Source organism: Micromonospora sp. M51, assembly GCF_018070305.1.
Lineage (GTDB): Bacteria > Actinomycetota > Actinomycetes > Mycobacteriales > Micromonosporaceae > Micromonospora > Micromonospora parva.
The window spans coordinates 1-13,195 of the sequence record NZ_JAGPXZ010000075.1 but is presented as its reverse complement, the minus strand read 5'-3'; the positions used below and the strand labels follow the sequence as shown (position 1 = coordinate 13,195).

Annotated in this window: 13 protein-coding genes and 4 pseudogenes; 11 read left to right on the top strand and 6 right to left on the bottom strand. The window is 66.6% G+C overall.

Annotation, left to right across the window (positions count from 1 at the left end; all coding sequences use genetic code 11):
• Nucleotides 1-172, bottom strand: a 172-nt coding sequence (locus KBX53_RS37280; RefSeq protein ID WP_210858169.1) for an AAA family ATPase, incomplete at its 3' end; no start/stop codon positions are given.
• A gap of 18 nt (nt 173-190) precedes the next feature.
• Here KBX53_RS37280 and KBX53_RS36210 point away from each other — a divergent pair.
• A pseudogene (locus tag KBX53_RS36210) lies at nt 191-343 on the top strand (IS5/IS1182 family transposase); the annotation flags it as partial.
• 438 nt (nt 344-781) lie between these two features.
• On the opposite strand, the gene KBX53_RS06820 reads toward KBX53_RS36210, so the two are convergent.
• Nucleotides 782-1,681, bottom strand: a complete 900-nt coding sequence (locus tag KBX53_RS06820) for a 2-hydroxyacid dehydrogenase (protein WP_081883702.1) — start codon at nt 1,679-1,681, stop codon at nt 782-784.
• Between the two features lie 151 nt (nt 1,682-1,832).
• Nucleotides 1,833-2,067, bottom strand: a pseudogene (locus tag KBX53_RS06815) (hypothetical protein); the annotation flags it as partial.
• Between the two features lie 1,353 nt (nt 2,068-3,420).
• On the opposite strand from KBX53_RS06815, the gene KBX53_RS06810 reads away from it, so the two are divergent.
• The 5 genes and pseudogenes from KBX53_RS06810 to KBX53_RS06790 all read left to right on the top strand — a co-directional run bounded on the left by KBX53_RS06810 (nt 3,421) and on the right by KBX53_RS06790 (nt 7,143).
• A complete protein-coding gene (locus KBX53_RS06810; RefSeq protein WP_210858168.1) occupies nt 3,421-3,987 on the top strand; it encodes a hypothetical protein in 567 nt (188 codons plus the stop codon).
• A gap of 125 nt (nt 3,988-4,112) precedes the next feature.
• Nucleotides 4,113-4,349, top strand: coding sequence for a hypothetical protein (locus KBX53_RS06805; protein WP_030328623.1), 237 nt, complete (start codon nt 4,113-4,115; stop codon nt 4,347-4,349).
• A 351-nt stretch (nt 4,350-4,700) separates the two neighbouring features.
• On the top strand, nt 4,701-5,048 hold the full coding sequence (locus tag KBX53_RS36205; RefSeq protein ID WP_247675213.1) for a hypothetical protein: 348 nt from the start codon (nt 4,701-4,703) through the stop codon (nt 5,046-5,048).
• A gap of 248 nt (nt 5,049-5,296) precedes the next feature.
• Nucleotides 5,297-5,905: a TetR/AcrR family transcriptional regulator gene (locus tag KBX53_RS06795; protein WP_030328628.1), complete on the top strand. Its 609-nt coding sequence runs from the start codon at nt 5,297-5,299 to the stop codon at nt 5,903-5,905.
• A gap of 910 nt (nt 5,906-6,815) precedes the next feature.
• A pseudogene (locus KBX53_RS06790) lies at nt 6,816-7,143 on the top strand (hypothetical protein).
• Nucleotides 7,144-7,558: 415 nt separating this feature from the next.
• Here KBX53_RS06790 and KBX53_RS06785 read toward each other — a convergent pair.
• Entirely contained in the window at nt 7,559-8,029 is a 471-nt protein-coding gene (locus KBX53_RS06785) for a hypothetical protein (RefSeq protein ID WP_030328630.1), read from the bottom strand.
• Nucleotides 8,030-8,097: 68 nt separating this feature from the next.
• On the opposite strand from KBX53_RS06785, the pseudogene KBX53_RS37275 reads away from it, so the two are divergent.
• The 5 genes and pseudogenes from KBX53_RS37275 to KBX53_RS06765 form a co-directional block, all read left to right on the top strand.
• Nucleotides 8,098-8,490, top strand: a pseudogene (locus KBX53_RS37275) (transposase); the annotation flags it as partial.
• A 76-nt stretch (nt 8,491-8,566) separates the two neighbouring features.
• Nucleotides 8,567-9,160: a transposase gene (locus KBX53_RS36200; protein WP_247675211.1), complete on the top strand. Its 594-nt coding sequence runs from the start codon at nt 8,567-8,569 to the stop codon at nt 9,158-9,160.
• Nucleotides 9,141-10,001, top strand: a complete 861-nt coding sequence (locus KBX53_RS06775; protein WP_210858167.1) for a hypothetical protein — start codon at nt 9,141-9,143, stop codon at nt 9,999-10,001. Before KBX53_RS36200 ends, KBX53_RS06775 begins: the two co-directional genes overlap by 20 nt.
• Before the next feature lie 441 nt (nt 10,002-10,442).
• Nucleotides 10,443-10,772: a PrgI family protein gene (locus KBX53_RS06770; protein WP_156057307.1), complete on the top strand. Its 330-nt coding sequence runs from the start codon at nt 10,443-10,445 to the stop codon at nt 10,770-10,772.
• Between the two features lie 2 nt (nt 10,773-10,774).
• Entirely contained in the window at nt 10,775-11,782 is a 1,008-nt protein-coding gene (locus KBX53_RS06765; protein ID WP_210858166.1) for a hypothetical protein, read from the top strand.
• Nucleotides 11,783-11,791: 9 nt separating this feature from the next.
• On the opposite strand, the gene KBX53_RS06760 is transcribed toward KBX53_RS06765, so the two are convergent.
• Both KBX53_RS06760 and KBX53_RS06755 read right to left on the bottom strand, forming a co-directional pair.
• Nucleotides 11,792-12,718 (bottom strand): tyrosine-type recombinase/integrase, encoded by a 927-nt coding sequence (locus KBX53_RS06760; protein ID WP_210858165.1) that lies wholly within the window; start codon nt 12,716-12,718, stop codon nt 11,792-11,794.
• 10 nt (nt 12,719-12,728) lie between these two features.
• A partial coding sequence (locus KBX53_RS06755; RefSeq protein ID WP_210858164.1) for a hypothetical protein occupies nt 12,729-13,195 on the bottom strand: 467 nt, incomplete at its 5' end.

Here is a 13,195-nt window from a genome sequence, read left to right as displayed (position 1 = left end):
CGGCCACCGCGTCGAGCAGGGCCGTCTTGCCCACGCCTGCCTCGCCCCGCAACACCACCGCACCACCAACGCCGTCGCGAGCCCGCGCGATCACCTCGTCGAGTGCGCTGACCTCCGCCGACCTGCCGTAAAGCACGAACAACCATTCTAGGAGACTTCCACGCCGTCCCATCCCCACAGAGTCACTTCTCACAAACAGTGACACGGCGTGAACGTGCAGGTCATGACCGCCGCCACCGGCCGCCTCGTCCGGCTTCACCGAGATGTGGTCCACGACCCGACCGCAGCCCGCACACACGGCATCATCGAGGCATTGACCAGGACAGACGCGATGACTTTCGCCGGCAAGGGGCCACCTAGGGAGCCCACGGCAGCGTGGCACCCCGATCAAGCGGGGCACCGCAGCCCGGCAGGTCGCAGCCGGCTCGGTTCCCCCCGGCTGCTTCCGACCGAAGCTGTCACGCCCACAGAAGGCCGTGAACCCGTGCACAGTCGAAGATCCGCAATCACAGATCGCGCATAAGCCGATCCTCAGGTCGAACCGACGCTGAACCGCCCCGAATTCTTGTAAAGACCACCGTCGGCGGTGGCCCGCGCGGAGCCGTCTCGGATCGCGTGGTCGAAGGCGACGGTGTCCGCCCACTCGGCTGGACTGTGGGCTCTGGTCGGCCCAGAAGCGGTCGTCGGGGAACGGGGCATCCCACTTCCCTGTCAAGTTCCAGCGTGTCTTGTCGGCGGGCCGCTATAGATCATCCGGTTGTCGGACGTCTGCAGTGGGCGATCATGGCGCGACGACAACGTTCGCGAGTGGTTCGCCCGCTGCGTGCCGCCGGACCTGGTTGACCAACAAGCGACGAGCCCGGGGTGACAACGCAGCGGTCAGGCCGCCGACGTGCGGGCTGATAAGGGCATTCGGCGCGGACCACAGCGGGTGACCAGCAGGCAGCGGCTCGGGCTCTGTAACGTCCAAGGCGGCGTGCATCCGGCCTTTGCTGAGTTCGGTGAGCAGCGCGTCGGTGTCCACCACTCGGCCCCTTGACACGTTTACCAGCAGGGCCCCGTCGGCCATCTTGGCTAGGAAGTCCGAGTTCACCATGCCTTCGGTTTCCGGGGTTAGCGGTGCGGAAAGGATGACGACGTCCGCGTGCGGCAGCATGTCCGCGATCTCCGAGATCGGCCGGACCCCGGGGCGGGCAGTCCGGGCCACCCGGCTGACGGCTACCTCGAACCCGGCGAGCCGGCGTTCGATCGCGGCGCCGATCGAGCCGTAGCCGACGATGAGGACCCGGGCGTCAGCTAGTCCACGCGACCAGTACGGGTCCCAGCGGCCCTCGTCGCCCGCCCGAACGAGTTGCGGCAGTCCGCGCCGGGCGGCGAGCGTAAGCGCCACGGCGAGTTCGGCGGTAGCCGCATCGTGAACGCCCCGGCCGTTGGCCAGGGTCAGACCAGGCCGCAGGAATGGCAGGACGTGGTCGTAACCAGCGGTCACTGTCTGCACAACGTTGAGCCGAGGCATCCGAGTGATCGGCTCACACAGGCGCGGATCGATGATCCCGTACGGCACTGCGTACAACTCGACGTCGTCCAGGTTCTCTGGGAGGGGTTGCGTGCCGTCGTAAAGCCCGACGTCGAGATCGCTGAGATCGGCCACGGCGTCGGGGTGAGGCAGCAGGTAACGCATGTCGATCATCATGCCTCGGCGGACAGTCGGATGTCCGGGAGCACAGCGGCCGACATCCGTCCATCGGCACGAACGTGCGCAGGATCACTGAGCCGGGTCACGCGAACGGTTGCAACAGCCCTGCGGTCGACGCGCATGCCCGATGGCACGTCTACAACTCCCAACTCTTTGAGTAATGGAGGCGGCGCCAGCAGATGATGGCGCAGGCAAGGGTGAGGAAGGCTTCGTGGATGTCGTCGCGGATCTCCCAGCGGATGCGCAGGCGGCGGAACCGGTGCAGCAGGGCGATGGTCTCCTCGACGCCTACCGCGGATGCCCTTGATCCGTGGGACCTTGTCGACCAGGGGCAGCAGTTGGGTGACGTCGTGGCGGTTGCCGCCGGTCAGGTGGTCCGGTTCGATGGCCGGCGGAACGTCGCGGTGGTCGACGGCGGGCGCGGCAGAGCGGCGGACTACGACCGGGTCGACGCCCGGGGCAAACTCGTGCTGCTCAGCATCGACGCAGACAAACCGGTCGGCTGCATCTGCCGGATCGGCGCGGCGCAACTCGCCCGCGCACGCGCCGCCGGCGCGGTCGGGGTGCTGATCGAACCGGTCTCCCGCGGCGGGATCTGGCCGACCACGGTCTGCTCGCTGCCGGTCGACCCGGACTGGTGGTACAACGCGTAGGAGGTGCCGGACATCCCGTACGCGGCCATCGCGCCGGGCGAGGCGGAGACGTTGCGGACCCTGCTGCGCAGGGGCCAGGTGAAGATCGAGTACTCGGGGTACGACGCGGCGAGCCCGTACCTCTACACCCTGCACATCTACCAGCAGGGGCGAATCCCGGCCTCGCTGCACACCGAGGTCACCGACAAGCAGCTCGCAAGTCCCGACGTCGCCCGCACCACCAGAACCTGCCTGACTCCTGACTCCCGCATAACAAGATCGACAGGATATGGCCTGGGCTCACTGCGCACACCCTCCATAGGCCCGTCGGCACCCTCATCAAGGAGGGAACAGACACCAGAGTCTCTACAAGGTCGAGAGCGGGTCAGGGTTAGGACGCTCCGGGGACGGTCGGTTGCGGGCCGTGGTGGTGGGCGTTCGCCCGCTGCAGTTTGGCCGGCGGCCAGTATCGACGCACGGTGCGCTCGGATCTGCCGATCCGCTCGGCGATCTGCGCGGGGTGCATCGACGGATCCTGCTGGTACCAGTACGCCACGGCGGCCGGAGTGGCCGCAGCGACCTGGGCGGCGCTGTCCTGGTCCGCGGGGATCGTCGTCGCTGCGGTCCTCCCATGGCCGGCTGGCGTCCTTCCGGCGCGGCCGCCCGCTGCACGGGACTCCTCGGAACCGCCACGGACGTCCTCGCGGTCGGGCCGGGTTGGGCGGCCTGGCGACCCGGCGCTTTGTGTGCTCGCGGCCTGTCCTCGCGGTGAAGCCGGAGTAGACACGGCGCCCGGCGACGCGAAGGTGGCCATTGGTTTGGTCTCGGTGACCGCTTCGGTGAGGCGGGGCGTTCGCCGCCTGGTGGTCCGGTCGGCGCCGGTCCTCGGGGCGTGGTGTCCTGGCCGGTCCTGAGGGGCCGTTGGTTGCTGCGTGGGCCTGGGTGTGGGTCGGCTGGTGTCGGCGCGGATCCTTCCGGTGATCTCGACGAGGCTGATGCTGGCGACGACGACGGCAGCGGCTCCCCCGCCGGATCGAGCGTGCGCAGGTCGGCCACCGTGTCAGCGTCGCTTGCGTCGACGAGGCGGCTGCGGTGCAGGATCTGCGCTTCGATGAGATCGAGGGCCTCCTCGACGGTGGTGGTGACCGTCAGGCGCGGAGTGTGGGGCAGGGTCGCGGTATCCGTGCCGAGGAGGGTCGTCGCGGTTGCCGCTGGCATCACCACCTGGGTGCGTTCGTGTGGGGCATCGAGGCCGCCGGCGGCGAGCGCGGCGGTCAGGAAACCGCGGGCAGCGGCGTCGGCGCCCGGGCCGATGAGCCCGAGGCCTGCGGACGGCCAGGCCTCGGCCAGCGGGTGCGCCAGGGACGGCACCGCCGGGCGCGGCACAGGGATCTGGTCGCCGTCGGTGTGGTCTTCGCCGTCGAGGGCGGCCGCGTCCGGGCCGGTATTCCCGTCGATGGGGTCTGGGGACGAGTGGAGGCCGTGCCGTTGGCCGGTGGTAGCGGCTGTGGCGGTGCGTGGTGCAGCCCGGCGCAGCCGGCGGCGGATCTGCGTGACCACGGTCGGCATCGGGGTCGTGTCGAGGCCCAAAGCGGAGGTCTACCGGCAACTCGGACTTCGGCTGAACTACCAGCCGGAAACGCAAACGGTGCGCGCTGAAGTAGATCTCAACGCGCACCGTGGGGTTATGGGTTGTGTCCGAGGGGCGACACGACCCATTGCCCCACCACCGATGACGCTCAGCGCAACTCTGAAGCTCACGCAAATCTAGCTGCTGCGGTGAGGTGCTGGAGGAGTCCGCGTCCCAGAAGCTGACGAGCTTCAACGCGGCGGGGAAGAACACCAGCCCCGGCGCGACCTATCGCTGCCAGGCGATTTCCCTCTGTGGTGCAGAAATCACCTTCAGCCCGCAGCAGGAGCAGGCCGTGGTCCGCATGCAACTTCCCGGCCGCGACGCCGGACCCACCGTACGCGGATACAAGTACGTCCAGACTCGCGACGAGACCCAACCGGTTCCGTGACCTGCAAAAGAGACCGGCAAGCTATACCGGTCACTGAGGTGGTCTCAACAAGGCTGGGGACGCCGATCGGGACGACACGGGCACCTTCTCCATAGCGGACAGTGCTGGATGTGGGCGTAGAGCCATCAGTAGGCAGGTCTTTGCGACAAGACCAGTCTCCGAGAGGGCTCCACGTGTTCACATAGGCTGCCAGGCTCGACGTCCCGAGGGAACTCGTGCGGCACGTGGCGCGGCTGTCGCGCGCCGGGTGGTGGGTACCCGGCCGGACGTTGACCTGCTTCTACCAGGCGCTTCTGGTGTTGGTGGTTCCGCAAGGGTGAGGACAAGACCATCCTCGGGGCCTGGCTCGGGGTGTCGAGGGCGACCGCGTACCGGTACGTCGCCGAGGCCGTGCGGGTCCTGGCGGCGCAGACGCCCACCCTGCATGACGCCCTGCGCCGGGACGCCGCCGACGGCTGGTCACACGTCATCCTCGACGGCAAACTGTTCGACACCGACCGCCTCGCCGAGACCACCGTGAGCGTGAAAGGCGACACGATCGACGCCCGGTACTCCGGGGTCACCGCCGGCGCGGAACTCCGGATCGAAATGACTTCTTCCATTAATGACCTTTCATCGAATAAGCCTGGCCTCCACGTTGCGAGTAGCTGCAACGTGACCTGGCAGCCCGACCAGGATCCCGAAGGTCACGCAGCGTGAAGCTCGCCCAGTTGGGCCGGTCTCGCCACGCATTCGAGCACAGCAGACCCCCGAACTAGAGGCTGCAGTGCCAGGAGGTGTTGCCCTGACCGCTCGTTCAGGGTTTAAGATCGATACATTCGCCCTCATCGACGGCGTCGCCGTGGTGGAGGCGTGGGACCTGCCCGCACTTCGTTCCACCGGAGATGAACGGGGGATTTATGAGCGTCACCGATAATGAGTCACCTAGGCATACCGCTCTGCGAGCGGTGGAGGTCAGTCTGAGTGACAATCGCGAGGAAAATGCCGCGCCTGAGATCCTTGAGGCCGCGGTTCGGGCCTTTGATGAGTCGGGGTACGAGCGGGCGAGCATCCAACACATCGCAGAGCTGGCCGGCACCTCCAAGTCGTTGGTCACCTATTACTTCCCCACCAAGCAGACGCTCGCGTCTGCCGTGATCAATCTCGCGTACCCGGGGGGCGTATTCATGGGGTCCCCTCGCCCCGCCGGCGATCCGCTCGACGCGATCGTGTGGGTTGCCGAGCATGTGACCACGAACGTGCTCTACAGCCCTCTGGCTCGGGTGGCGATCAAACTCGGTGATGAGGTTTCCGGCGACAAGGGTTTCGGCGGTCGCTTGTCCGGGTGGTATGTCAGGCTTACCGACTACCTCGAAGAGGCTCAGCAGAAGCGTCTGATCTCGCCGAGCGTCGATCCGACTGTAGAAGCAAAATTCCTCCTCTGCGGCATAGTGGGCCTCGTTGCCGTGGCGATGGAGACGGGGTCTCGTCTCTCGCTGATCGATGACGCCGCCCAGATCACTCGCGATCGTCTTACGTTCCTCCGCACGACGGACTTTTCACGAATGGGGGCGTAGCGGTCGGGTGAGTCGGGTCCGCTGCACCGACATGTGACCTCTGAGACGGCTTGTCGCTGCGTCCACGCCTCATCTGGGAAATGCCCTCTGATCTGGGATGACGGGAGCCCTCCAGGGTTCCGTCATCCCAGATCAGAGGGCACCCGCAGATGCGATTGGTGCGTGCTGACCCGTTACGGCCAAGGACCACTGAGGCCTATGCCGAACGCCCCGTCCTGGCCACCCAGGTCCCGCTGAGTGCGACCACGAACACTAGAGCGCCAAGCATCCAGGCGAGCCCGGAAGGACCGTCAGGACGCACCACGGTCCATACAACGATCAAGGACCCGACCAGGGCGACCGCCAGGGCTACCAGATAACCGACGCCGGTAGCGCTAGCCGGAATGGGCAGACGAGTTCCCGAGGCTCTCGCCGCGGTACGGCTCGTCACCGCCACAAGCAGGGCTGCGACGACGAGAGTGGGGCCCGCGATCGCCTGCGGCAGAAGCGCAAATGCCACGACCGCAGCGCCCGCGATTACTCCGAGTGTCGCGTAATACCACCCCGGAACGACAAGCTGGCGGTCAGCCGCATCCGAACTGGCGAACGATCCTTGGTCTCCTGCTGAAGCCGGGCCCATGGCCACAAGTCAACACCTCGCTCCATTTTGTGTCAAGATTTTCAGGATCCGGACGAGTGGTGCGGATCAGGCCCTGGTGATGCGCGCGAAGATGGTTTGGCGTGCACTGAGCCATCCTCGCAAGCTGGGGGTAGCAGTCAGTAGCTGTCCGGAATGCCGGGAAGGTGTCGGACGCGCCAGATCAGGCGAGGGTGCAGAGAAAATACGCAAGACCTCGATACGAAGTGGTCCTTCCAAAGATCAACTTCATAGCGGCCCTGCGTCGACATGAGTGTCACATAAACCGCTGTACTGCCGGTGGGAGAGGAGACGGTGAACCGTCTGACCGGGCTGCTGGACGCCGAACGCACCCGCCGTGGCAGCCGCGCGCTCGCCGCGCAGCTGCCCGGTCTGCACGGCTCCCTCCTCGCCGCCAAGACCGCCGGCTACTCACATGTCATCATCGACGGCACGCTGGTCGAAACTGACCGGTGCCGCACTCCGGGACCCACGCGGAAGCTCCCTGCTCGAGACCACATTCAAAGCACTACGCAACATCAGCCTCGACCCCTGGCACATCGGCAAGATCTTGGCCGCCGCACTCGTCCTGCTCTACACGCAACACGACCGCAGAACATGATCACCACCGGTGATCAGAACGTTGCGCGGAAAGGCTCACTGAGGGGCGCCTCGAACACCGACGTGGCGATCACTCTGGGTGCCATCTTTGCACTGTGGGTAGATGACGTCTCAGGTCCTGGTCGAGCCTCTCGATGGGCTGATCGATGAGCAGCGGCCGGGCCAGCACCGAGCCGACACGCTGAATCCGACCGGATCCTCCTAGATCTACCCGGTCGAACGCTGATACGGGTTCCTCACTGAACAAAAGATCCGCCGCGGCGTCCACAAATCGGTGCAGTCCCTCGAAGCCGACCTCTCCGGTCGTGGATCGCCGACTGGAGCTGCGATCCACGACCAGTCATCTGAACCAAGATCGCCGAGGAGATCCTCGGATCACTCACACCATTTTGTAGGCGAATTTCCGGCGCGACGCGCTAGACAATGCACGAGTCGAGAAGGCTAGCGGCCGCCAGGCCGCTCAATGTGACCCACGCCGCGACGCCGGTCGGAGGGAAGACGAAGAGCGCAACCCCGCCGGCGATCGCCAGGACGCATCCGGTGTTCCACGGGGGATTCTGTGCTGCCCCGCCGCCGTAGGCGAGGTTGTAGGTCGCAAGCAGGTTTCCGTCGAGGTACTTCTGCAGGTAGCTACCGTGACAGTCGGTGGTCGGCCTTCCAGGGCCGATCCAGAAGCTACTGCCATCGGTTCCGATGCAGTTGTATTCGTACTCCCCGGTCTGGATCGCCAACGGGGCCGAAGGAGCCGGGGCCGTGCTGGTGGTTGCCACGTGGCTCGCGGTGATGTTGCCGGCCGGCGCCGCGGCTGCGGCGCTCGAGGCCTGAGGTGCGACGACTCCCGCGGCGACGATCATCGTCGCCAGGATCGTCCTCATGAGCTTCTGCATAGGTGCTTCCCCTCGTCGAGTTGCGGCGTTGCTGCCGCGACCTGCTGAGGACGCTATGCACTGGACGGATGGTCAGGAAATGCCTCACTTTCGCATCGTCCTTCCACAATGGTGCGGCCGGTGGTCCGCCAGGGACTCGGACTTTGACCAAGGCCGCCGGCGATGCGACACCGGACCGGATGCAACGGCTGCTCAACAAGTCAGCGTGGGACCCGGACGCTGTTCGCGACGACCTGTTTGCCTACGTGACCGAGCACCTCGGCCATGACGACGGGGTGCTGATCGTCAAGGAGACCGGCTTCCTGAAGAAGGGCATCAAGTCGGCGGGGGTGCAGCGTCAGTACTCGGGCACTGCCGGGCGGACGGAGAACTGCCAACTCGGGGTGTTCCTGGCCTACGCCAGCCCAGCCGGGCGCACGCTGATCGACCGGGAGCTGTATCTGCCCCGCCGCTGGTGCGACGACCCCGCCCGCCGCGAGGAAGCCGGCATCGCAGCCGGTGCCGGGTTAGCCACGAAAAACCGCACTGGACCTGCGAATGATCGAGCGCGCTATCACCGCCAGCCTGCCTGCGAAGTGGGTCACCGCCGACGAGGCATACGGGCAGGATTCCAAGTTCCGAACCTGGCTGCGGCAGCACAGGGTGGGCTACGTGCTTGCCGTGCCCCGCAACCAGCGGCTCCCGACCACAGCGGGCAACTCCCGCCCGGACGTCCTCGCCGCGAACGCACCGGCCCTGGCATGGAAGCGGCGCAGCTGCGGCACCGGCCCCAAAGGGCCACGACTCTACAACTGGGCCGTAGCCTCCCTACCCGGCACGGTCGACGAATACGGCCACTGGCGGCTAATCCGCCGCAATATCGTCAAGCCCACGGACCTGGCCTACTACCTGCGCTTCGGCCCGGCCGGGACGCACGACGAGGATCTGAGCCGGGTCGCTGGGACCCAGTGGGCGATCGAGAAATGCTTCCAAACCGCGAAGACCGAGGTCGGCCTGGACCATTATCAGGTGCGTCGCTACGACGCCTGGTACCGCCATATAACGCTCGTTCTGTGTACCCACGCCGACCTCGCCGTCACCGCCGCCCACGCCACGCCAAAAAAGGGGGCGCTTGCCCGGCCTGCTGACTGAAGTCTGCGACGTAGACGAGGACCTGGCCCACCGTATCGGCGACGACGTGTTGCAGCGGGCCGAGGCGCTGGCGGCCCTGCCGCAGCGTGCGCAGGACGTGCTGATCGCACCGTTCGTCGAGGAGGTGTTCGACCACAAGCCGCTGGCGGCACCGCTGGACCTGAAGGCCAAGGTCACCCTCGTGGTGCGAAACAGCCTGCTCGAGCAGGCACACCACGACGGTCCGCTCGACAGCGGGATCATCCCGGCGACGGAGTACGCGGCCGGCCCGCTATCGCATCTGCTGGCCGCGCGCCGCCGCCAGCCCATCGCCGATCAAAAGCCGAACCATTTCGCCGAGCTGGCCGGGCGCTATCCGCGTGCGTGGGCGTGTCTGGACGCGCTGACCGACACCTTCGCCGACGGCGGTCGCGGTCCACTGCGCCTGCCCTCGGCACCCACACCCAGCCTGCCTTCTGGCGACGAGGTAGTCACGGCACCACCGTCCGGCGACGACACGGTGACCCTGTTCAGCGCGATCGACCCGCGCTTCGACCAAGGTCTGGTGAACCTGCTCAGGAAGGCCACCGAAGGCGATCTCGTACTGTGCACATCGGCGCTGAGCCGGTACTCGCGCAACAGCGAGAAACTGCACCGCATCCTCGAATTCCTCCTCGCGCACAGGGCCACAATCCTGACCACCAACTATTTGATCCGCCACACCGACGTCTGGGTCCGCCGGGGCGCGCTCGTCAAACCAGACAGCAGCAAGCCCTTCGCCGGCGCGCTCGACACCCAGGGACTGGCCGGCACTCACCGGAAGATAGCCGAGAGCGTCGCCGCGCAGCGCGGTCTGCGCTGACTCCATCAGGCGGTCGCGCGTCGGCTTCAACGCGTCGTTGATCAACTTCGGATGCCGACGTTTTCCGGAGTTAATCGAAAGGGGTGCAGCTGTCCGCTAATGCCTGCAAGAGCGGTGGCAACGAGCCAGCCCCGGACCATCGTCGTCATGCGTCACTGACCTCGGCTTCGGCGGTGACGGTCGCCTTGGCGGCGACGGGATCCAGGATGTCACCCAGCCACGGTAGGCAGCTCACGACCGACCGATGCTGCGACCAGCAGCCGATGAGTCGGCCACCGCGTTGCCAAGTGCCACACCGACTGCTGCTCACGAATGGCCTTGCGCCCCTTGGACCACGGGCAAGCCGCACCAGGAAGATGCACGTCGCCAACGTGGCAGATCAAGGACACTCCTTATCGTCGGAGCTTCGCAAGTTTGCGTCCATCGCCCATGATGGACGTCGTGTCCAAACGACAGATGATCGCCTGCGCGCTCCTTCTGATGATCGTTGTCTCGCTAGTAATGATCTTTAGTGGGAGCCTCGACGGCGCGGCGGCCTGGGCAAACATCATCGCGTTACCGGTAGCGATCGTCGGCATGATTTTGACGATTCGAAGCGCCAGCGGCTCGGCACCCTCGTCTGGCGCTCAGCATCGGGACAGCTTGAGCGGTCCGGCGAAGTCGGGCAGAGCTAGCCCCGTGGTCAACCAGGTCGGGTTCAGTAGCGGGCGTCAGGCCAACGTCGCGGGCGACTACTTCGAGCGAGGCCATGATGACCGCGAGGGCAGGTAAGCATGGTAGATCGGCAAACTGGCGTTGGTGGCGAACGTCAGGCCAACGTCAAGGGGTCCTACTACGAAGGGAACGTCCATAAGAGCACCCACACGCATCACCATCGTCACTATGGAACCAGAGCGAATGTCGACCTCAGAGAAGATGAGGCAACAGAGTCTGGCTCCGGAGGTGGCGCGGCAGCAGCCGCGGGTGGTGGCGGACTGGGCGTCGTCGTCGTTCTTGCTGTCTTGGGCTACTTCATCTTCGGCGGAGATGAGCCGTTCCCTGCGACGTCAGATCCCTGGCCGGCTGAGGTGAAGCAGGAGGCCGTGGTCGCGGCTGCAGGTAGCTGGCTCGACAAATGCGCGAAGTCACCGTCTGCGACCCCCGCCAATTGCCCGCAATCCATCGTCGAGACCTCGGACGTCTCCAAGGTCCGATGGGCCTTCTACGGCAACCCTCTGGAAGCTGCGGTCATTCACTACACCGAAGCGGAGAGCCGCTTCGACATGCTCGGGACCGTCATGGTGACGGCGGACTACAACGCTTCAAAGGAGCTACGCCGCGTCGTGACGCCGGCGAAGTACTGGGCCAAGGTGAAGTGGGTCGATGGGAGACTTGACGTCCAGGAGATCAAGGAGCACTCGGCCATAGGCGACCCCGGTGTAGTGAAGCAGGATCCCAAGGTGCCTTGGGAACTGGTCGCCGCGAAGCTGAGCGAGGCTTTCACACGATGCGTGCGAGACGCCAAGTCGGCTATGCCGGCTGGATGCCCCGAATGGAGTCCGCCGTCGGGCGCCGAGAAGGTCAAGTGGTCTTCCACGGGTGATCCACTTCTGACCGCGCGTGCCACCTTCGATCCGAAGTTTGCGATCTACCGCGTCAAGGGCACGTACGAGCTGGCCGTCCGCTACACCTGGCTCGGAACCACGAAGACCGACACCCGGAATCCCACCTATGAGGCTTGGATCGCTCCAACAGCGGCAGGGCCTGTCGTGCTCCAGATCAAGGACGCGACCACCGTCTAGGTCTGATCATCATCTTAGGACGCTCTCACCTACGGCCAGTGGGTGTGGCTGACCGGTGAAGGCTGCCACGGCGGTAGCGACAGCGTGCAGGTCGGCCTTGATATAGGTGGTGGTGGCGGGTCCTCGGCGGTCCGTGTGTCCGGCGTAGGCGCGGGCCACACCGTAGCCGAAGTGCCGCTCGACCCAGGTCAGGGTGGTGTGGCGCAGCCAGTGCATGGTGATTCCCTGGGCGGCGACCCACGGTAGCCGCCGGCCGATGCGGGCCCACAGTAGGTCGTAGCGCCGGTAGGTGGCGGGTTGGCCGTTACGGTAGCGAAGCAGCGCGTCGGTGGGCGTGACGGCGCCGCGGGCCTGGGCGTGCTCGCTGAGACGAGCGGCGAGCATCGGCGTGATGGGCTGCCACCGCTGCGTGCCACCCTTCTCCGACAGGCGGATCAGCGCGTGGTCGGTGTCCAGGTCGATCAGGCGCAGCGCCAGGGCGCCGCCGCGCCGGCAGGCAGTTTCGGTGTGCAGGCGCAGCAGTAGGGCGTCGAGCACGATGTCGTTACCGCCGCTGCGGGCGGCGGCGTTGATGTCGGCCAGTTCGTCGGGGGTGAGGGCGCGGCGTGTGTTGGGCAGCCGACGGGGTTTGCGAACCCGGTGGGCAGGGCTGTCCACGACGGTGAGGTAGCCGTCGGCAATGGCGCGATTGTAGAAGGCGCGGGCGGCGGCGATGAGGTGCTCGCCGGCGTGCCGGCCGTTTCGGGAGTTGCGGCGAGGGCGGGCGCCTGCGGCGGCCTGTCGCATGAGGGCTTCGATGTCGCTGGCCCGCACCGCATCGATACGCCACTCGCCGAGGGCAGCGGCCATGCGTCGCCAGGAGCTGCCGTAGGTGCGTCGGGTGCCCGGGCTCGCCGCGGCGACCACAGCAGGAAGGTACTCGGCGACTGTCGGCATGGCAGGCCGGTTACTGCCGGTGAGGTCGGCGGCGGTGAGACCGAGGTGCTCGAGGAGCGCTCGGGCGGTGGCGACACGATCGGGACCGGTGGTCATGAGGGCTTTGCGAGGATGCGGCGTGCAGGTCGGCCAGGACCGCGGTGATGGTGTTTGAGGGGTGGACGACGATGCGGTTCTGGCGGGGCAGGGCGGCCAGCAGCACGGGTTCGCCGGTGGCGATGCCGCACAAATGTCGGGCGGCGGCCGGTAGGGGCAGCTCCTTGCGAGCACCAACGACGTGCGCGCCATCGACGGCCGGGGTGATCAGGATTGCGCCGGTCACGACGTCGACGTGCAGCGTGAGGCCCGGTATCCAGTCCAAGGCCCGCAGCAGCGCGCGAGCGGTGACCCGGCCGGCGGCGTCGGGTCGGGCCACGACCAACACCACGCCATCGCCCGTGCGGGCGGCGGGCGCGGGCAGAGTCGGCAGCGGCGCCG

Excerpts from the sequence above, each read along its gene's own strand:
- KBX53_RS06820 (WP_081883702.1), bottom strand. The coding sequence starts at position 1,681 with ATGCGTTACCTGCTGCCTCACCCCGACGCCGTGGCCGATCTCAGCGAT.
- KBX53_RS06785 (WP_030328630.1), bottom strand. The coding sequence starts at position 8,029 with ATGCAGAAGCTCATGAGGACGATCCTGGCGACGATGATCGTCGCCGCG.
- KBX53_RS36200 (WP_247675211.1), top strand. The coding sequence starts at position 8,567 with ATGATCGAGCGCGCTATCACCGCCAGCCTGCCTGCGAAGTGGGTCACC.
- KBX53_RS06765 (WP_210858166.1), top strand. The coding sequence starts at position 10,775 with ATGGTAGATCGGCAAACTGGCGTTGGTGGCGAACGTCAGGCCAACGTC.
- KBX53_RS06760 (WP_210858165.1), bottom strand. The coding sequence starts at position 12,718 with ATGCCGACAGTCGCCGAGTACCTTCCTGCTGTGGTCGCCGCGGCGAGC.